Here is a 19,269-nt window from a genome sequence, read left to right as displayed (position 1 = left end):
AGCCAAGAACTTATCCACAACGTGAGCGTGAAGCTCACGAACCAGGGTGGGTCAGATCGAGATGGAAATGGTGGGTTACGGTTGCATGGAAATCAACAGTCGGGCATTCGGCCGCTGGCAGCGAACTCGCCTGGGTGGGGGCACTGATTCTCGTCGTGGTGCTTGTGCTTTCCTTTTGGGCAAGGCTGCGCAAGACAAGGACTGGGCGGAATGATTCGCAAGGCGCTCCACCGGCCGTCAACTGGTTGAGTCGTTTGCAAGGCAGATCAGCTTCCACACCCTTGGTCGTGGTAAGCACTCGACTGACGCCGACCCATAGCCTGCACGATGTGCAATGGCAAGGCCGCCGTTTGCTTATCGGATGCTGCGATCAATCCATACGGGTACTGAGTGAGGCACCAACGGTGGGAACCAGTGGCGAAGTCTCTGGAATGTCCGGCGACACCGAGAAAGCCACACGATGAGAGATCCTGGATCCTTTCTGTCAAAGGTGTCCCGCTCCCGGTCAACGAGGTACGTGGCAGCGCTGGGTATCGCTTGTTCTGTGCTCCTCACGGGCCTCGTACATGCACAGACCAAAGGGGCGCTCCCGCCAGTGGCGGCGGAGACTTCTCAAGCTCTGCGCATCGTGCTCGGGCTGACAGTGCTGGCTGTTTTGCCTGCCTTGTTGGTCTGCGTGACGGCGTTCTTGCGGATCATCATCGTCTTGTCCATGCTGCGCCATGCAATTGGCATGAACGAGACGCCCCCAAATACAGTACTGATCGGTCTCGCACTTTTTTTGACGATGTTCACCATGTCGCCAGTGATCGAGCGGGTCAACAAGGAAGCGTTTCAGCCGTTCATGGCTGGCGCCATAGGTTTTGAAGCGGGCTATACGAAGGGAGTTGCTCCGCTGAGGGAGTTCATGGTTCGCCAGACACGGGAACAGGATCTGGCTTTGATGATTGAATTGTCCAAGTCAAAACCACCAGAGTCTATGGAAGACATCAGCAATGTTCAGCTGATTCCTGCATTCATGCTGTCTGAGTTGCGTGCCGCGTTTCAAATTGGCTTCGTGGTGTTTCTGCCCTTTCTGCTCATCGACTTGATCGTCTCCAGTGTTCTGATGACGCTCGGCATGATGATGATGCCGCCAACCACCATTGCGTTGCCCATCAAGATCTTGATGTTCATCCTGATCGATGGATGGAGTCTCTTGCTCAAGGCCTTGGTTGGCAGCTTTCGCTAGATAGTGAGCGAAGCATGGGTATGGAGGGAACGAAAGACCCTTTCGAGTGCAACTTCTCAGATGGCTCTGACATAGGCATCTCAGAGTCAGGTTTGTGGCAGCGTTGGCACGGGGACGGAGACCTGAGCGCCCGGGAAGCACTGGTCAGCCTTTTCACTCCCTATGCACGCATGGTGGCCGCGGTAGCGTACAAAGGGCGGTTTCATGACGAGGTGGAGTTCGCGGACTATCATCAATTGGCCTGTGTCGGTTTGCTCGAAGCCATCGCGCGATTCAACCCAGACGCAGGAGTGCATTTCAAGGCCTACGCAACCCACAGGATTCGAGGCGCCATCCTTAGTGGACTTGAGAGGCAAACCGAGAAGAATCAGCAAATTGCAGCCCAACAGCGCCTTCGAAAGGAGCGCCTCGATTCGCTCAAAGATGCTCCGCAATCTTCATTGGGAGAGACTGCCGGCAGTCTTTCGGGTGATCTGCCCAATCCACTGCTCAGCTACATGGCCGAAGTCGGAATTGGCTTGGCTTTAGGGGTCATGCTGGAGGGCACCAGAATGTTTGCCTCGCCAGAGGACGCTTCGGTAGTGGCTTCGCCCGAGGTCGATTACTTTAAAAAGAGCGAAGCGCTTCAACTGGAAGAAACCTTGCACACCGCTATCGGCAACCTCGCGCAGCCTGAACGCCGAGTTATCCGCTATCACTACCACCAGGGCCTTGCATTCGAGGAGATTAGCCAATTGCTGGGCATTTCTCGAAGTCGTGTTTCTCAAATTCATCGCAAAGCACTGGCCCACCTCAGGCATCTTCTGTCGCAGCGACCGGGGGGGGATGTTTTCCTCTAACGCGCGAACTTGCCTCAGCAGCGAGACTGCCTCGTCAATCCCTAGCGCGCACCGCTGAATTAGGATGAATGAGTTGTCTGACGAGGCTCCAGCAACTGACTGACCTTTCTTCAATCATGAACTACGAATCTATCATTGCTGCTCAGAAATCCGCCTCTGTAGAGGTTGTGCGTCGCCTGGATCGCTTGGAGGCGTACCTGCGTGACGATCCCGGCAATGCCTCGTTGCTGGCGGAGGCGTTTGAAACAGCGTTGATCGCGCGCCAGTGGGATAGAGCACAGTTTCATATGCAACATGCTCTGGCGCTGAACCCTGGATCTTTGGCATGGTCGTTGCGAGAGGCCGATTTTTGGCTTGCACAAGGTAAGTCTGATGAAGCTCTGAATGTTTTGCACAAGCTGGAATCCCTGGCCTCGCCGCCTCCTGGCTTGGCAGATGCTGTATTGCACAACCTCGCACTTCTTGATTTTCAGTCAAACCAGTATGTGCAGTGCATTGCTCGTCTGCAATCGCGTATGGATACTGATGCCGCACCGGGATTTTCGCTGCCCCTGACCAAGCTTTGGCTGCGTGCCTTGCACCAGTCGGGAGAGTTGGATCGCGCGGTTCAATGGGTGCTTCATTTGAGTCCCGAGCACCGCCTTGACCCTGATGTCAGCGGCATCGCAAGCTTGATCGCGCTGGATTCTCAGCGGTTTGACCTCGCTGGCGAGTGGTCAGAAGCGGCACTTGTTCACGTCGGGCAGAGCAAGCGACCCATGGAGGCACTCATTGCCCAGGCCTCCCTCGCTTTGGCAAGACGTGATGCGGCTAGGGCCCGGGAACTGTCTCTGGCTGCTTTGCAAATGAATCCTGCCGATGGTCGCTCCTGGTCGACTTGTGCTTTCGCGGAACTGTTGGCTGGCGAGGCAGCACTGGCCAGCCAGCATTTTCAAACAGCGATCCAAACGATGCCGGAGCACATTGGTACTTGGCATGGACTAGGTTGGTCCAGGCTGATACAGCACCAACTGGAATCAGCGCGAAGCGCTTTTGAAGCTGCTCTCGCCCTAGACCGCAATTTTTCGGAAAGCCATGGTGGTTTGGCGGTGGTACTTGCTTTGGAGAACAACTTGCGAGGCGCTACTGAGCACGCTGAGCGAGCACTTCGCCTCGATCCCGCAAATCTCAGCGGGCGCTTTGCGCAGGCCATTCTCCGAGGTGAAATCAGCAACCCTCAAGCCTTCGAACAGTTGGCCCAGCGCCTGCTGAGCGATCAGGCCGCCCCGTTGGGAGGAGGGAGTATCTGGAGTGGTGCGCTCCAATCGGCGATGGCTCGGAGTGTGAACGCGCGGGCCGATTAGCCTCTAGGTTTTACGGGGATTTGCAGTGGTAAGGTCAACGGTGGCCACGAATACAACTTCCGCACAGCCATCACTGCGACCGGTTGCAAAGGCGCATTTTTTTCTGCGCCTCACGGTGCAGTTTCAGTAAGGAATCCATGGTGCTTCTGGCCACTCAATCCATTTACCGCCTTGCTGCGATCACTGCGTGTCTTCTGATGTCGAGCCCCCTATACGCCCAGGACAAGAACGCCGCGGCCTGTGATGCCGCCATGCTGGGCGATTTCAAGATCGTGGAAAAGCGCACCGCGCGGGGGAGCAGCAAGTCCGATGACGAGGATCGCATCCGGATCTCGCGCGACGGCAAGCGCTATGCCTTCTCATTCGTCGGGCCGGACGGCAAGGCTTTTCCGGACGACACCGGCAAGCCGAACGTGGAGTCACTGGCGCCCATCGATCCCGATGCTTTGTGGAAGATGTTGACGGGCAACGACAACGACGCGATAGCCGAAGCCAAGAAAAGTGGCACCACCGTGTGCGGGTTGAAAGGCAAGGACGGCTACTTCATGCGGATGAGCGACAAGGCGCAAACCAGCTTCACTGCAACGCTGGGCTCGGGGTTCGGCTCTGTGGTGCTGACACTGGAAAAAGCGCAGTAGCGGCGAGGCCGATCCAGACGTCGATCAGCCTGGGCCCAGCGCGAGCAGCCCCCCTGCGGCAAAAGGGCGTGCCCTTCGCGGGGCCACCTTGTCGCAACGCAGGGGCCGATGCGCAGGCACTCCCCCTCAAGATTTCATGCCAGGGCCGCCAACTGCGTGACCGACCCTGCGAACCAGTCCTGGTCGACAGGTCCGGTGACACCGGGGACCGGGGTGCCTCCGTTGGAAGTGCCGTCGCTGTACTGCCAGAAGGTCCACGCGTTCCATGGCGGCGGTATGCGGGGCGTGGCCGAATAGGCGGCCAGCCACAGCGGGCGGGACGCCAGCACCTCGCAGCCGGGCAACGCACAAAGTTGTTGCCAGAAGCCAGCGTCGGTGTAGAGCACCGTCTGACGGCCGAAGAGGGCGTCGGTCCGTGCCAGGAACTGCAGGGTCCATTGCAGGGTGTCTTCCGGGCTTTGTCCATCCAGCGTTTCCAGGTCCAGAACGGGCGGCAGGTCCTGCGGTCCCAGCGTCGCATCTGCCCTCACGGTGTCATAGAAGAACTGCGCCTGTGCAGTGGCGTCGGTGCTCGCTTGGCCGAAATGGTAGGCGCCCCTGAGCAGCCCTGCGGCCTCGCTACCCGACCAGTTGGTCTGGAAGTACGGGTCTACAAAGGCGATGCCCTGGGTAGCCTTGATGAAGCAAAAGGCCATGCCGCTGCCGGCCACGCTGCGCCACTGGACCATGCCTTGGTAGTGGCTGACGTCGATGCCACGGGTTTGTAAGGTCATCACGTCATGCCCCGAGGCAAAAGTTGCTTGGTGGACGGGTCTTTTTGTGCATGGTTTTTTTCCTTGCGGGACTGTCAGTGCGGGTGGCACGCGCCGCGCGCTGCCCCCAGTGTCTGGGATGCGTGCCAGCTTGGCGATTTCGGGGCATTGCCAGCGAGCACGCGCGCCTTTTGCTTCGACGATAGCTGCACAGGTTCCGAAAAACGACCTACCAAGTTTGTGAGTTGCGAGGCGTGGCGCGGACTTCCACACTTCACACGCATCGGCGGTACCTGCCATGGCTGTTCATTCACCCGCGCGCGCGACCGGGGGCTCCAGGCCCCCTTTCCCGCTGGTGGAGAGCCCTGCGGAACGGTATCGGCGGCATGCCACATTGCTCCACATGCGCCTGCGCAGACGAGGAGCCGTGGTGCCGATGTGAAGCAGAACCAATGAGGGGCGAACTGATGGCAATCCTGAAAAATAGCGCTACGCAGCGCAAGATCCATTTGCGGACGCTCCATGTGTTCGGGCGGGGCCGTTCGTCCGACACATTGCTGGACAGCCCGGACGCGTCACAACTGCATGCCTCCATCCGCTGGACGGGCACGGTGTGGGAGCTGCGCGACCACAGCCGCAACGGCACCTTGATCGACGGCACCTCCATGTCGCACGCCGACACCCAGGTGCTGCGCGTAGGAAGCACCGTGTGCTTTGGCCGCAGTCCGGGCGCTGCCTGGGTGGTGGAAGACTTGTCACCGCCCGGAAACCTGCTGTGGCCCCTGGGGCACGACGGCGCCCCCATACCGCTGCAGCGGTCCAACCTGCTGCCGCAAGGGCAGGGCGCCGAAGTGTCCATCCACTGCACTGAACAGGGCCAGTGGATCTGCACCAACCCGCATGGCAGCTGGACGCTGGAGGACGGTGATGAAGTCCGCTTCTCCAACCGGGCCTGGTGCTTCATTGCAGCGGCCGCCGAAGTCTCCTCCACGATGGAGTCGATGGCGACTGCCATCCCCTTCGTGCGTCCGCGCACGGCCTTGCGTTTCCATGTCAGCCTGGATGAAGAGCACGTGCGATTGGAGGTGCAGGAGCGGGACCGGACATTCGATCTCGGAGAACGCACGCACCACTATGCGCTGCTGACACTGGCACGCCTGCGCTGGGCGGATGCGCAGCGGCATCCGGACAGTCAGGCCCACGGATGGGTCGAACTGGATCGCCTGGCCAAGATGCTGGGGGTGGAGCCCGGGCATCTGAACATTCAGGTGTTCCGCATGCGCAAGCAATTGGCCCTGGCGATGCCGGCGGACTCCCATGTGCCCGAACTGGTCGAACGCCGCCGGGGATCGCTGCGTTTCGGCAGCCTGCGGTTTTGCATCATGCGCGGGAGCCAGCTCGAAGCCGACTTCGATCCGCTGTCGCTGAGCGGCCAGATCCACGCTGAAGAAAAGCTCGCTGCCTGACCCTGCCTCCCGATCGATATGACGCCCGTGCCCGCGCACGGTTTTCCCGTGGGCATGCCTGGCTATCAGGTGCTGGGTTTGCTGGGACAGGGCGCATCGGGCCAGGTCTTCAAGGCCCGGCAACGCAGCACCGGGCAACTCGTGGCAATCAAGGTTCCAGGTGCCGGTGCCGCGCGCGACCCGGCTGCGCGGCGCCGTGTGCACCAGCGGCTGCACCAGGAAACCCGGGTGCTGGCTCTGCTGCAGCACGCCCACGTGGTGCGGCTGCTGGACAAGGGCATGGCCGATGGAGGGTTTCCGTTCGCGGTCCTGGAGTACGTTCCGGGAGAGACGCTGCGCGACCTCCTGCAGCGCCACGGCAGGTTCCCCTTGCCGGATGCCGCGGCGCTCATGGCGCAACTGCTGGATGCCCTGAGCTTCCTGCATGTGCGCCACATCGTGCACCGCGACCTGAAACCCGAGAACGTGATGGTCGTGGCCACCGGGGTCACGTTGCATGCCAAGGTGCTGGACTTCGGGCTGGCCAGCCACCACGGAGCGCCGCAGTTCGCAGCGGGTGCGGAAGGGACGCCGGCCTACTGCGCGCCGGAGCAGTTGCGGGGCGACGCCTGCGTGCCCGCCACCGACCTCTACGCCTGGGCCTTGATCTTTGTGGAATGCCTGTGTGCCAGGCCCTGCGTCCAGGGGGCCGGCGTGACCGAAGTGCTGCGGCAGCAGCTGAGCCCATCGCCCATCGCATTGCCCGACGACGTGTTGCGCAGCCCGCTGGCCCCGCTGCTGCTGCGGGCTTTGCACAAGAACGTCCACCTGCGCGCGGCCGACGCCGCCCGGCTGTACGCAGAGCTTGCTCAATGCCTGGCGCAGATGCGCGCGGCCCCGCCGGGCCCGCCAGCGCTTTTGCCCGCGATGGCGTTGCCGGGTGCGCGCAGGAACTCCACGATCGACCCCCTGCTGCTGGCGCAAGAGCAGGCCAGGGGCACGCCATCGCGCGCCATCCTGAGCCTTACGCTGCGGCTGTATCCGGCCCGGGATGCGTCGCTGGAGCTGTCCGACCTGCAGGAGATCCGCGAGCAGCAGCTGCGCTGGTGTGCCAGCGCCGTGCAGTCCGGCCAGGGCCATGATGCGGGAACGCTGGGCGACTGCATGCTGTTCCACTTCGACCAGGGGCCCAGCAGTGCAGAGAACCTGCAGCGGGCCGCAGCGCTCGCCCAGGACCTTTGCATTCGTGTGCAGCGCCGAAGCCGCCTGCTGGAGGTGCAGCACGGCGTGCGGCTGGAGATATCCGGGGGCATGCACACGGCGGCACCCAAGCCGTCCGGAGCCTCGCCGGATGGCCGCCAGGCGGCCAATGTGACGCTGTACCTGAACAGCCTGGCAGGCCCGGGCACGGTCGTGCTGAGCCACCGGGCCCACAGCGAACTGGCGGGCAGCGTGCACTCGGAGGCCTATACCGGCATGGGGCCAGTGCGGCCCCCGGAGCCCGAGCCGGTGTACCGGCTCGCCCCGCAAGCCGCGCATCCGTGAACGGCACGCGGCTTGCCGCGTCATTCCCAACGCATCAGCGGATGGCGCAATGCAAGGAGCGGCGCACCGTGTGGATCGATGGATCGGTGGATCAGGTACGCATCAGCTGTTCGATCTGTTCCACCGGATAGCGGTGCCAGCGTCGGTTGGTGGTGTCCTTGGGGCTGGTGTTGCGTGCGTGCACCCAGGCCACGTACAGCTGCTGTTCAGGGTTGGTGGCAATGCGTTTGGCACGCACCGACCAGACGAACGCGTTGTCTTCGCCCACGTCGATGTCCGCAAATGGGGCGCTGCGCCAGAAATCCCGGCGGTAGCACAGCGTGCCGCCACACACCCAGGGCGTGCGGCCGTCGTACACGTACTGCCAGGCGCTGCGCGCTTCGGGGGCATAGAAGAAGACCTTGTCCAGCCCGCAGATATCGGCCTGTTGGGACTGCAGGGTGCGGACCTGCGAGCTGAGCCAGCCGGGGGCTCTCCAGTCGTCGTCATCCCAATGCGCAATCAGATCCCCACGCGCCAGCTCGCAAGCGAGATTGCGCTTGGTGCCGAGCGTGGATTTGCGGTCCAGCCGCAGATAGCGGATGTTCTCGTGCGCAGGGATGAGGTCTGCCACGCTGTCGCGCCCGTCGTCGAGCACGATCAGCTCGCGTGGCCCGTAGTCCTGCGCGAGGAACTGGCCGATCGCCTGTGGCACAAAATCGCGCCGGTCCGCGGTGGGCATGATGCAGGAAACCATTGGCATGGAGACGGCCTGTAGGTCTGAGGTTTGGGGGTGAAAATAGAAGTCGCCATCATCGGTCAGGCACTCCGGCAGGGGAACTCTGCGCCACGCCGCCTGCTGCAGGTAATGGCCTTCCTTGAACTTCCAGGTGTTGCCATCGTGGCGCACATAGACGCACAGCGACCGGCCCGCAATGCGGCACAGCCGCGCCCCGCCGCGCAGGGTTTTCTGCAGGAAATCCGCATCCTCCCTGAGCGAGGTGTGGGGGTACTGGCCGTGCCGCTCCCACAGGCTGCGCCTGAAGACCAGGGTGCCGCCGCTGACGTTCTCGAGGAACATCTGCCGAAACAGTGCGCGGCTGCAGGCCCAGAATTCGGCCTGTGGCCGGGCCATGAACAGCATGTCGTTGAGCCCCGTGATGTCCGCCACGTTGTGCAGGATGGGGGCCGCCTGGCGGCTCAGGCGCTGCGCGCCATACCAGTCGTCGTCGTCCCAGTGCGCGATGAGTTCGCCCCTGGCAACCGCACCGCTTCATTGCGCTTGGCACCGATGCTGGTGTGCGTGGGCGTGCGGATGCACCGGATGCGTGGGTCGTCGATACCAGCGGGCAGATCGGCATCGGTCTCGTACACGATGATGAGCTCGAGTGCCGGATAGTCCTGCCGCTGGAAGTACCGGATGGACTGCGCGACAAAGGCGGCGCGCCCCCGCGTGGGCATGATGCAACTCATCAACGGCGAGCCGGTGGCCACGGGCGGTGCCGGGGTCACGGGGTGTGCATGAGCCCGCTGGCCGGGAGCGGGCAGGGCGATGAACAGGCGCGTCTGCTCGGGCACCGCGAAGTGGCGGCATGCCTCTCCCGCGCAGTGGCCGTGGTAGGCCGCCGCTTCGCGGCGGCTTGCGGTGCGCAGCGCGCAGAACCGGTCCTGGTACAGCCGCTTGTTGGTCTCGAGCAAGCCATCGTGCGTGCCGGCCACCTGGGCGCACCGGGCCCCCCGGTGCACGAATGCCGCCTTGACCCACACCCCCTCGAAGCCGGCGCGGGCCGCGCGGATGTTGTAGTCCATCTCCCAGCACGGCCCCTGGGTGTATGCGGTATCGGCAGCGCCGATCGCTGCGACCACCTCGTTCTTCACCACGTAGCAAAAATCACCCAGGCTGTGCAAGGGGGCCAGCGGCACGCACGCGTCGCCGAAGCGGGCCAGCAAGGCATCGGCCTGCTCCCACAGGGCTTGCGGGTGGCCCGCGCAGCCGGGCGCGATGGCCTGTTCGTTCCAGCCCCGGTTGGTGGACGGGCCCGCCAGCCCGCGGCTGGGGTTGGCGTCCAGTGCAGCCAGCATCAGCTCCAGCCAGCCGGGGCAGACCTGCAGGCCGCTTTCCAGAAAGACATAGATGTCTGCGGGCTCGCTGACCAGCTGGTTGAAGCAGGCTGCGGCCCCGGGCTGGCGGGGCGCGGGCAGTTGTACCAGCGATGGCGGTGCCGGCTGCAGGGCCTGCATTGCCTTCGCCTGCAAGACGTGGTCGTCATCGGGCAGCAGTCGCAGCCCAAAGGTCAGCGGTGTGTTCTCGAAGATGCTCGAGAGCGTGGCGCACAGGCCGTCGGCCTCGCCGGTGACATGCACGCCGATGAGAATCTGGCGCTCTTGCGGTGCTGGCATTCACCACTCCTCGCTGGTGGCCACCAGGCCCGTGCCCAGCACCGCCTCCAGCTTTCGCCAGGGGCTTGCTGGGCCTTCGTCCGCCCAGTCGGTGACCGAGTCCAGCAGCCGTTCCAGTGCGATGGCCTTGGCATCGGCGGCGGCATAGAAGCGGGGATAGCACAGGAGCAACTCTTCGGTGCAGGCGCGAATCAGGGACTCCCTGCGGGCCGGCTCCGGAGCGTGGAAGGACGCATACAGCGTGGGCGGGCCGAACCTGCCCAAGCGCCGCCACAGGCCCGGAATCACGGTGTACTCACCGCCTTCGATGTCCATCTTGATGAAGTTGCAATCGCCGTCCGCGTGCCCGTGCAGGTAGCGCTCCATGTCCACCCCCTGCGCTTCGTGGCAGGGCTGACCGCTGGCGCCTGGCGCGGCCAGCATCCCCGACATGCTGTCGCCGAACTGGCTTTGCGCGCCGTAGTACAAGCCGCCCGCGTACAGTGGCATCGGACCGCTCTGCGCACCGATGCCGACTGCGTGCAGATGCAGCTTGCCGCGCAGTGCGGGGTTGGCGTCGGCGTTTCCGCTCAACTCCGCGAACGCGACCGGATCGGGTTCCACCGCGTGCACGCAGCGCGACAGCGTCGCAGCGTACAGTGCCGTGGGACCGATCCAGGCTCCCAGGTCCACGCAGCAGGCATCGGGTTGCAGGAACCGCCGCAGCACCTCGAAGGTGTGCGGCTCCCAGGCGCGGGCTTGCACCCGGTCCCAGAATGGCTGGCGTGCGTCGTCCGCACGCACATTGAAGATCCGCCCGCCCACTGAGATGCGGCGCGTGTTCTGTGCAGGGCTCATGGTCGGCGTGCTCCGCATTGACCGTCGGTTACCAGACCGTGTAGGGTGGCGGGCCGTCGTAGGTGGCGCTGAATTCAAAGGCATGGCCTTCGAAGATGAATCCCGGCACGTTGATCTGGCACCACACTGCGCCAGCATAGGGGCTGCTGGCTGGCGTCAGCTTCATCTGGATGCGGACGGACTGCTTCGAAGAGTCCTGCGTCTGCAAGGACAGCGGCAGAAAGTAGTCGTTGCCGTAGAAGTTGGCCTTCCTGCTACGGATCTCGCAGACCAGCGTCACGAACTGTCCGCTGCTGCTGTAGATCAGCTGAAAAATGAACTGGTAGTCCGCACTGGCCGGCCAGATCATCCGGATGGTGTTGCCCGCCACCACCTGCTGCTTCGGCAGCTCCGTGGAGGGGTAGACGTTGACCACGCCAGCGCCACCGGCATACAGCGCGCTGATGGCGACGTCCTGCACCGGCGATGTGCCCTGCAGCACGATGTCTGCGTTGCTGACCGGCGCGCTGGCGGACAGCGGTATGTCGGCCAGTGGTGGAACCTGCCGTGCCAGTGCCGAATGGCCTGCCGGGCCCGAGCCGTCGCAGTGGAACACCAGGCCGCCCATCTGCGTGATGACGCCGGGCGCCTCCATGCCCGTGCCGCACGACGGCACCAACTGCAGCTGGACCAGCGCCTGCCCTGGCAGTTGCGGGGGCTTTGGCTGGCACTGCGCGGTGCCGCCGGGGCCCTGGCACACATCCAGCCCCCAGGTGATGCCGGCCAGGTCGAACACTCCAGCACCGTCGTAGTTGACCCGCTGCTGCTCACGCCCCCAGCTGCCGCTGCTGGCGGCAGGCCGCTGCGCCACAGTGCCCGCCAACAGGCTGCTGGGGGTCGCTGCCGTGGCCATGCATTCAACGTCCGAGGCCAATGCCTTCGCCAGCGCGCGTGCACTGGCGTCGCCCTGCGGGGCCACGCCGCCTTGCTGCACCAGCGAAAAGCTGTAGGTGCTTTGGGGGGCCAGCGGGTCGATGTCGTAGGGTGTCGTTGGCAGCATGGCGGAAGAGCTTCCCAGGATGCTGCCGAAGACGAAAACCCAGTCGACCCATTGCTCGTCCGCCGCCATGCGCTGCAGCGAGGTGATGGCCAGCTGCACCTCCTCCATCGGGTAGGCCCCGGTCGCTCCGCAAAAAAAGAGCCCGGGGGCCATGAAGACCTTCAGCGTGTCGCCCTCGGGCACGGGTGGCGACGCCTGCGGCAGGGCGGCACGGGCGGTCTGCATCGCCCGCTCCATCAGTTGGCAGCGCGCCTGGATATCGAGCCGAGCGTCGCCCAATCCCCGATGTTGCGGTGACCCATCGGGGTGGACCTGGGGCGCGGTGTCGAGCACGTAGCCGATGAACTGGACATTTGTGTAGGCCATGCGATTTTCCTTGGTGGTTGTCTGAAAGCTTTGGCGGGTGGTGCCCCTCAGCGGCGCAGTCCGTAGGTGAACTTGATGATGTAGTTCACGGACACGTTGAGAGGGCGCGTCTCCTTCAGGCTCACTGGCACTGCGGTGCTCTGCCCCGTGCCTGCGACTGGGCCGCCGGTGGTCAGCGTGTTCTTCACGCTGGGAGCACCTGCGGCGGTGCCGTCGGGTGATGGAGCCGATGGGGCTGGCGCACTGCTGTAGGTGTGCTCATGGGCCTGCAGCGCGCTGGACTGGATCGAGCCGACGCCGTCGCTCGAGCCCTGTCCACCTGGCGGGGCTGTGCGATTGGCGATGTCGGGGTCGTTCTGGGTGCCGGTGCCCACGCCCCGCAGGAAGTAACCGCGGTAGTCCGGAATGTTGAACTGCGCGCCGGTGCCGCCGTACACATAGCCCAGCACGGCAAACAGCTCGGGGTATTCAGCGCAGGCCAGAGACCGGCCATCGCAGTACATCCACCCCCACGCCTCCAGCGGCTGGGTGGTGAATGCCGTTGGCGAAGCCGCGGTGGGAGTGCCGCTGCTGTCGGGCGCTCCCAGTGCGCCGGCAAACGCGGACACCGCCCCCACGGGCAGTTCTCCAAAACCTGGGCGTTGAAAAAAGGGGCTGCCTGCCCCCGGCATCACCATCATGGCGTGTTCCTTCCTAGCGCTGGCAAGCGCGTTCCGTGGGTTGAATCCGGCTCATCCAGCACCTGCATTGCCGTGGGCACCACCACCCGCCATGCCGGGCCCACGCGGTGCGGCGGCGGTGTTGGCGCGGGGCCCACGGCGTGCTTGAGGTCATTGACCAGTGCCAGGTCGCCGGCGTTGGCAGGGGCCAGCGGGTCGGGCCCGCTCCAGAGCATTCCGCTCGAGAAGAAATACAGGAATGCCATGGCATGTGCCGGCTGCACGGGCAGCATCACACGCGCCTGGCCGGCCTGCAAGAAATTTATGAACAGCGCATCACCACCCGCTGTGGGGCTACCCGGCTCTGGCGCGGCGGGCGGGGACCCCACCGCATCGGACACGCCGTAGAAGCTGTAGGCCATCTCGTTCCACTCGAGCACTTCGTCGAAGAACTGCAGGTAGCGCGGCTCGCCCACGGTGAACGGGGAGGGCGACCCGGGCGGCGACGAATACGCGCAGTATTCCGCCGCCCCGGGCAGCGTGGGCAGCCCGGTCAGCCGCTGCATGCGATCGAGCAGCAGCCGCTGGCACGCGTTCTTCAGTTCGCGCTGCTCGAGTTGCCGCAGCGCCAGCGGCGACCGCAGGGGCGTGCCGTCCGGTCCCCCGTGGCCGAAGCGGGCGCGGTACGCGGCCAGCCGCTCCTCGTACCCTTTGACGATGCTGGCGTACGTGCGAATGCGCCACTGGTCCATGCACCGGGGGGAGGGAATGCAGGTGACCTCGACATGGACCTGCGCCAGGCTGTCGCTCGGCGGCGAGAACAGTGGTTGGCTGTCCATCACGGACACGGGTACGGTCTCGTCCTCGCCGTCGAGCGTAACGGCAACTGCCGCCGAGCCAGCGCTCACGGTGTGCCGCCCCACGAGCACCATCGGCGCTGGCTGGCCCGGATAGGCACCGATGCAGGCGACAAAGGCCACCGTGGCGCAGTAGCCCGCCGGAACGGCCAGCTGCTTGTTCTCCCCGCTGCGCACCGTGGCGCACACGCAGCGCTTCGCCGGCGGTGGCGGCTCCAGATCCAGTACGCCGTAGCACGCGCCCAGTTGCGCATAGCTGCGCGGCCCGTCCACCCGGATGTCTTCGAAGGTGGCCACGCCCAGCTGTTGCGGGGACGGCGGCCTGGCGAAGTCCTGGCCTGCGAGGGCCTGTTCCTGTGCGATGAGGCTGGACCCAGGCTGGCACACCATGAATTCCATCATCAGCCGCTGGCCGTAGTTGACCACGCAGGCCTCGTACACCTTGTTCACCCAGCGGAACACGGCCCGCATGCTCTGGGGGCCTGCGGTGTTGTCGACGACGCTCACCACCGCGTCATCGGTCTGGCTCATGGTGCTGCTCGAGCGCGTGTGGCTGACACTGCGGCTGATGCGGTTGACGGTCTTGTTCAGGATGTCGCGCGCAAAGCGTGTGGTGTCATCCAGCCCGGGCTGGGCCCCTTGCTGCAGCGCGCGGGTCCACGAGCCATCCAGCGTGGCCTGCGTGGGAGGGCCGTAGCTGCTCGTGAACTTGTTGTACTGCTGGGTCTCGGCGACCTCGGCCACGGTCTTGCGAGACTCTTCCTGCAGGTTGCTGCGTTCGTCCGCGGCATCGTTCTGCAGGGTCTGCATCTCGGCCAGGGTCTGCTTTTGCTCGCTGTGCTGCCGGTGGGTGCGTTTGTGCGTCACCTCGCGCCGCTCACCGCGCATCACGTTTTCAATGCGTGCAATCTCGCCGCTCTGGTAGTGCAGCAGGCGCTGGCGCACCATCTGCAGGTCACCGATCGCGTAGGGCCCGATCCACCCGCCAGATGCACCAGGTGGCGGGCTGGCGGCATCGTGGCACGCAGGTAGCGGAAAGATGTTGGCAGGCAGGACCACCGTCGCCTTGTAGAGCGCCACCAGCTGGGCCGCGTTGATAGGCGCGGGCTGCAGGAGTGCCGGCGTTGCCGGGGTGCCGCTGGCCGCGACCGCCTCGGTCGCGCCCGAGGGCCAGGCCACGGCCAGCAGATGGGCCATCTGCAGCGTGCGGGTCAATGCGGCGAGCAGTGCCGTCTCGTAGCCCAGCACGATCACCAGCGCGAAGTAGCTCTGCCAGACACGGTCCAGGGTCTGCGCGTAGCTGGCCGATTCCAGGTAGGCCCAGCTCAGCCCGTGGCGCTGCAGCAGTTCTGTCACCTGTGCGTGTGCGGCGGCCAGCCATTCGCGCGGCGTGTCGCCTGTGGGGGGCGGCAACCGCGCCAGCAGTGCGGCGAACTCGCCCACCGGCCCGGGCAGCGGATGCAGGTCCGCGATGAAGTCGCCCTGGTAGGGCGCATCCCCGTCGATGAACTGCAGCGCCAGGGACCGCGCGGCCATTCGGCCCTGGCTGCGCGCAGCCACCAGATCGTCGGCAAAGCTGCTGGACGGAGGGCTGGCGCTGGTGTACTGCACGAACCCGTACAGCAGGTCGGTCGCCGTCACCTGGGGCCAGCGGCGCACATACACGTATGGGAAGAGTTCATCGGCGTGCTCGTCGATGAACGGCAGGGGCTCGACAGGATCGTCCGGCCCGTCGGGCTCGACCGGCGATGGCGATGGCGCCGGGGGCTGGGGCCTTGGCGGCGGGATCGGGCCGCGCATGGGACACGTGGCCATGATGCCCTCGAAGTGGTGGTCGTCCGACCGCCCCCGCATGCCGTAGTGGATATCGGCAAAGATGGCCGTGTGGGTGACCCCGTCGATGTGCACGGGGGTCTTTTGCTGCAGGTAGCCGGACACGTAGCAGCCCGAGGGAAACCTGAACTCGAAAGGCTGGGACGGCCACTGACCGGTGACGGTGACCTGCTGGCCGGGCGAATCGCCCGGACTGCAGGACACGATGACGCTGGAGGGAACATCGTCGTGCGGTGCGCGGTTGATGGTGATGTCGAAGACCAGGCGACCATCCATGGCGCTCCATCTTCTTTTGACCATTTCGTTCACGGGATGCCTCCTGGGTGGGCCGCGCCTGCGTCGCCTGCATCGGCGCAGGGCACCCGGGTGCCCCACGCCGACGCGTGGCTTCAGCACATCACGATGTTTTCGAGGTTGAACGCGAACGGCGTGGAGTTGGCGCCAGGGCCACCACCGGTCATCACGATGTCGGCGCTGGCGATGCCCAGCAGCGACAGCTCGGTGTTGATGTTGGAGATGATGGCCGAGTTCATGACCTGGCCCTGCACCACCTGCGACGCCACACCGATCCAGATGGTGGGCTTGAACTCGAACACTGCCTTTTGCTGCGGGGCGATGGAGGTCTTGGTGGCCAGCAGCTTGCCGTCCTTGTAGCAGCTCGCATTGATCGCGCCCTTGGGCAGCGAATTGAGCACCTGCACCTCGCGGGAGCTGGTGCCGCTGCCGGCGGCCACCAGGCGGTCGCCGGAAGTGGTCAGCGACATCTGGAACAGCTGGCCGTTTTGCGCGTCCAGCTGCGGCGTGTAGTTGCCGTAGCTGTCGCTGGCCCCGACCTGCATGGTCATGGGGAAGGTGAACGGGTGGTTGTCGCCCTGACCGCAGTATTTGATGACCTGCCAGGCCACCGCCAGTTCGTCGAAGTCGGTGGCCACGTTCTTTTGGAAGACGACGATCTCCGAGTTGTTGGTGTCGTTGGAGTTGTTGATGAAATTCAGTTGTACGCCCATGAGTTTTCTCCTGTTGGTGGAAGTGGTGGCAACACACCGCGCGTTGCCTGTTGGCCCCGACGGCCTCTCGGCCGGCAAGGCGAACCTTGTGTGCCCGGATCTGCCGCAGCGTTCAGATCCGGACGATGCTGTCGAGGTTGAATTCGTAGGGGGTCGAGCCCTCGCCCGGGCCGCCGCCGGACATCACGATGTCTGCGCTGGCGACACCCAGCAGCGATAGCTCCGTGTCGGCACTGCTCATCACGGCGGAGCTGATCGCGTCTCCCTGTGCGATCTGGGACGCCACGCCGATCCACAGCACGGGCGGATACTGGAAGACCGCCTTCTGGCCGGGCACCACGGCGTTCTTCGCACCCACCATGCGGCCGTCCTTGAAGACGCAGACGTTCATGGCGCCTTGGTCCAGGTCATTGAGCACGTCGACTTCATTGGAGGCGCTGGCGGCGCCGGATCGCACCAGGCGCCGAGAGCCTGACGGGGTCGACTGCAGCTTGAGCAGCTGACCGTTGTCAGCGCGAACGCGGGGCGAGAAGTTGCCGTATCCGTCGACCACACACACCTCGAAGCCCACCGGATAGGCAAACGGATGAAAACAATCACGGCCGCAGAAGCGGATGACCTTCCATGCCATGGCCAGCGAAGCCATGTTGGGCGCCTGGTTCTTCTGATAGATCACCACCTCCGACCTGTTGCCGTCGAGAGATCGATTGATGAATCGCAGCTTGATATCCATGAGGAACTCCTGCCTGATGTCCTGTCGCTGGGGGCTTCTTGCTGCCATTGCTCAGGCAGTGAAGCGACTGTAGGCAGAGGCCGCGATCAAAGCGATTACAGCCAATTACAACGAAGGGATGCTGGGTCGCGCGTCGCGTGGGTCAGGCAAAAGGGTTGGGACGGCAGTGGGGACGGATTGAGGCAACCGAGCTGAGACTGCTGTCAGGTCACCGCCGACCTTTTTCGTCAACCATGGCCTACGGCGGGCCAGTGCCCCAGGCGGCGACATTGCTTTGTCTTTCATTCAAGGAGATTCCATGAAAACCAACCTCATCGCCGTGGCCATCGCTGCCGGGTTTCTTGCCTCCACGGGCGCACACGCTTTGACAAGCGACCAGTACAAGGCAGAAAAGAACAAGATCGAAGCGGACTACAAATCGCAGAAGGTGCAATGCGACACTCTGAAGGCCAACGCCAAGGATGTGTGCGAGGAAGAGGCCGAAGCCAAGGAGAAGATTGCCAAGGCCGAGCTGGAGCAACAGTACAAGCCCAGCCCCGCCCATGCCCGCAAGGTGGCAGAGGCCAAGGCGGAGGGCGCGCATGACGTGGCCAAGGAAAAGTGCGACGACCAGACCGGCGACGCCAAGAACGCGTGTGAAAAGCAGGCCGAGGCCGACTACGACAAGGCCAAGGCAGACATCAAGGCCACCAAGTTCTGAACGATTGTGCGGGTGGGCCGCCGATCTGGCGCCCCCGCACCACACCGGCATGCGCGAGCCAGATGCCCCGGCTGGTTCACAGTGCCACACGCCGCGCCACTGCGCTGAATCCCTGCGCTTCAGAGACCCGCAAGCCGGCGCCAGGACCCCGCAGCGTCGCGGAAGGACCCGGCCTCGCTGAGCATCCAGTCCACCACAGCTTTCACGTGGGGGCTGGTTTTGCTGCGTTGGGGCACAACGAGGTGGTATCCGGCCGCCATGGGCAGGTAGAAGGGCCATGCCTCCACCAGTCTGCCCTGCATCACGTCGTGCGCGATGAGTGTGTCATGGCCTATGGCGATGCCTACTGCGGCCACAGCGGCCGTCAGGGTGGTCTCCGTGCCCTGCAACCGCATGTTCCTGGCGCCTGACAGATGCGTCGCGTTGCAGGCAGACAGCCACTGCTGCCACTTGCCGGCCCGCAGCGAGTCGTGCAGCCATGGAAAGCGCTGCAGGTCGCCCAACGTGCGAATCGGCCGTTCGGCCGCGAGCTGTGCAGATATCACCGGCACCAGGCTGTCGTGCATGAGCAGGTGGGATCCCGGCAGCGATCCATCGCCGTAGTGGATTCCGATATCGAAACGTTCCTTGCGAAAGTCTGCATCCCAAATCGAAGTGGCCAGGTCGATCTCTGCATCGATCCCCGCCACATGCAGCCGGGCCAGGCGCGGGATCAGCCAGCGGGAGGCAAACGACGGCATGGCCAGGATCTTGACGGTGCGCGATCTCAGGGCCGAGGTGCTTGCCAGCTGCGCTGCGCCGCGCGCCAACTCTTGCAGCGCACGGTGCACCGTCTCGAGGTAGATCTCGCCTGCGGGCGTCAGCTCTGCGCGCCGGTGCCCCCGCAAGACGAGCGTCTGCTGCGTACTGCGTTCCAGCGACGCGATGTGCCTGCTGATGGCGGATTGTGAACATGCCAAGTCACTGGCCGCAGCGGTAAAGCTGCCGCATCGGGCCACGGCCCGAAAGGCCTGCAAGGCTGCAAGGGTGATGTCGCTCATAGGCTCTGCTGCCGGGGCTGGGCAGG

At 64.4% G+C, this 19,269-nt stretch carries 17 protein-coding genes; 7 read left to right on the top strand and 10 right to left on the bottom strand.

Features of this window, described 5'->3' with window-relative positions; all coding sequences use genetic code 11:
* The first annotated feature begins 517 nt into the window (after positions 1–517).
* The 4 genes from fliP to ASG27_RS07740 all read left to right on the top strand — a co-directional run bounded on the left by fliP (position 518) and on the right by ASG27_RS07740 (position 4,051).
* The gene (gene fliP, locus ASG27_RS07755; RefSeq protein ID WP_235504009.1) at positions 518–1,231 is read left to right on the top strand and encodes a flagellar type III secretion system pore protein FliP; all 714 of its coding nucleotides are present in this window, start codon (positions 518–520) and stop codon (positions 1,229–1,231) included.
* Positions 1,189–2,070, top strand: a complete 882-nt coding sequence (locus tag ASG27_RS07750; RefSeq protein ID WP_082485879.1) for a sigma-70 family RNA polymerase sigma factor — start codon at positions 1,189–1,191, stop codon at positions 2,068–2,070. Before fliP ends, ASG27_RS07750 begins: the two co-directional genes overlap by 43 nt.
* Positions 2,071–2,186: 116 nt before the next feature.
* Positions 2,187–3,413 (top strand): tetratricopeptide repeat protein, encoded by a 1,227-nt coding sequence (locus ASG27_RS26590; protein WP_156370574.1) that lies wholly within the window; start codon positions 2,187–2,189, stop codon positions 3,411–3,413.
* 140 nt (positions 3,414–3,553) lie between these two features.
* Positions 3,554–4,051, top strand: coding sequence for a hypothetical protein (locus ASG27_RS07740; RefSeq protein ID WP_156370576.1), 498 nt, complete (start codon positions 3,554–3,556; stop codon positions 4,049–4,051).
* A gap of 134 nt (positions 4,052–4,185) precedes the next feature.
* Here ASG27_RS07740 and ASG27_RS07735 read toward each other — a convergent pair whose 3' ends face one another.
* Positions 4,186–4,824 carry a glycoside hydrolase family 25 protein gene (locus tag ASG27_RS07735; protein ID WP_056416521.1) on the bottom strand — a complete coding sequence of 213 codons (639 nt, stop codon included), beginning with the start codon at positions 4,822–4,824 and terminating at the stop codon, positions 4,186–4,188.
* Between the two features lie 446 nt (positions 4,825–5,270).
* On the opposite strand from ASG27_RS07735, the gene ASG27_RS07730 reads away from it, so the two are divergent.
* Positions 5,271–6,269 (top strand): FHA domain-containing protein, encoded by a 999-nt coding sequence (locus tag ASG27_RS07730; RefSeq protein WP_056416546.1) that lies wholly within the window; start codon positions 5,271–5,273, stop codon positions 6,267–6,269.
* A gap of 18 nt (positions 6,270–6,287) precedes the next feature.
* On the top strand, positions 6,288–7,793 hold the full coding sequence (locus tag ASG27_RS07725; RefSeq protein ID WP_056416516.1) for a protein kinase domain-containing protein: 1,506 nt from the start codon (positions 6,288–6,290) through the stop codon (positions 7,791–7,793).
* A gap of 91 nt (positions 7,794–7,884) precedes the next feature.
* Here ASG27_RS07725 and ASG27_RS27500 read toward each other — a convergent pair whose 3' ends face one another.
* From ASG27_RS27500 to ASG27_RS07690, 8 genes are all read right to left on the bottom strand, one after another.
* On the bottom strand, positions 7,885–8,943 hold the full coding sequence (locus ASG27_RS27500; protein ID WP_235504008.1) for a glycosyltransferase family 2 protein: 1,059 nt from the start codon (positions 8,941–8,943) through the stop codon (positions 7,885–7,887).
* A gap of 29 nt (positions 8,944–8,972) precedes the next feature.
* The gene (locus tag ASG27_RS27495) at positions 8,973–10,172 is read right to left on the bottom strand and encodes a hypothetical protein (protein WP_235504007.1); all 1,200 of its coding nucleotides are present in this window, start codon (positions 10,170–10,172) and stop codon (positions 8,973–8,975) included.
* Positions 10,173–11,009 (bottom strand): FkbM family methyltransferase, encoded by an 837-nt coding sequence (locus ASG27_RS07715; RefSeq protein ID WP_235504006.1) that lies wholly within the window; start codon positions 11,007–11,009, stop codon positions 10,173–10,175.
* 28 nt (positions 11,010–11,037) lie between these two features.
* On the bottom strand, positions 11,038–12,414 hold the full coding sequence (locus ASG27_RS07710) for a hypothetical protein (protein WP_056416509.1): 1,377 nt from the start codon (positions 12,412–12,414) through the stop codon (positions 11,038–11,040).
* A gap of 47 nt (positions 12,415–12,461) precedes the next feature.
* On the bottom strand, positions 12,462–13,094 hold the full coding sequence (locus ASG27_RS07705) for a tail fiber protein (RefSeq protein ID WP_056416507.1): 633 nt from the start codon (positions 13,092–13,094) through the stop codon (positions 12,462–12,464).
* Entirely contained in the window at positions 13,091–16,063 is a 2,973-nt protein-coding gene (locus ASG27_RS07700) for a hypothetical protein (RefSeq protein ID WP_235504011.1), read from the bottom strand. The genes ASG27_RS07705 and ASG27_RS07700 overlap by 4 nt, the downstream gene beginning before the upstream one ends.
* An 89-nt stretch (positions 16,064–16,152) precedes the next feature.
* Positions 16,153–16,770: a hypothetical protein gene (locus ASG27_RS07695; protein ID WP_056416501.1), complete on the bottom strand. Its 618-nt coding sequence runs from the start codon at positions 16,768–16,770 to the stop codon at positions 16,153–16,155.
* 112 nt (positions 16,771–16,882) lie between these two features.
* A complete protein-coding gene (locus ASG27_RS07690; protein ID WP_056416498.1) occupies positions 16,883–17,503 on the bottom strand; it encodes a hypothetical protein in 621 nt (206 codons plus the stop codon).
* 298 nt (positions 17,504–17,801) lie between these two features.
* Here ASG27_RS07690 and ASG27_RS07685 point away from each other — a divergent pair, with 298 nt between their 5' ends.
* Entirely contained in the window at positions 17,802–18,203 is a 402-nt protein-coding gene (locus tag ASG27_RS07685) for a hypothetical protein (RefSeq protein WP_056416496.1), read from the top strand.
* Positions 18,204–18,322: 119 nt separating this feature from the next.
* On the opposite strand, the gene ASG27_RS07680 is transcribed toward ASG27_RS07685, so the two are convergent.
* The gene (locus tag ASG27_RS07680) at positions 18,323–19,243 is read right to left on the bottom strand and encodes a LysR substrate-binding domain-containing protein (RefSeq protein ID WP_056416491.1); all 921 of its coding nucleotides are present in this window, start codon (positions 19,241–19,243) and stop codon (positions 18,323–18,325) included.
* Positions 19,244–19,269: the final 26 nt, after the last annotated feature.

The organism is Acidovorax sp. Leaf191, assembly GCF_001424425.1.
Lineage (GTDB): Bacteria > Pseudomonadota > Gammaproteobacteria > Burkholderiales > Burkholderiaceae_C > Acidovorax.
The sequence above is the reverse complement of the archived record's forward strand: the minus strand, read 5'-3'. Positions and strand labels throughout refer to the sequence as shown.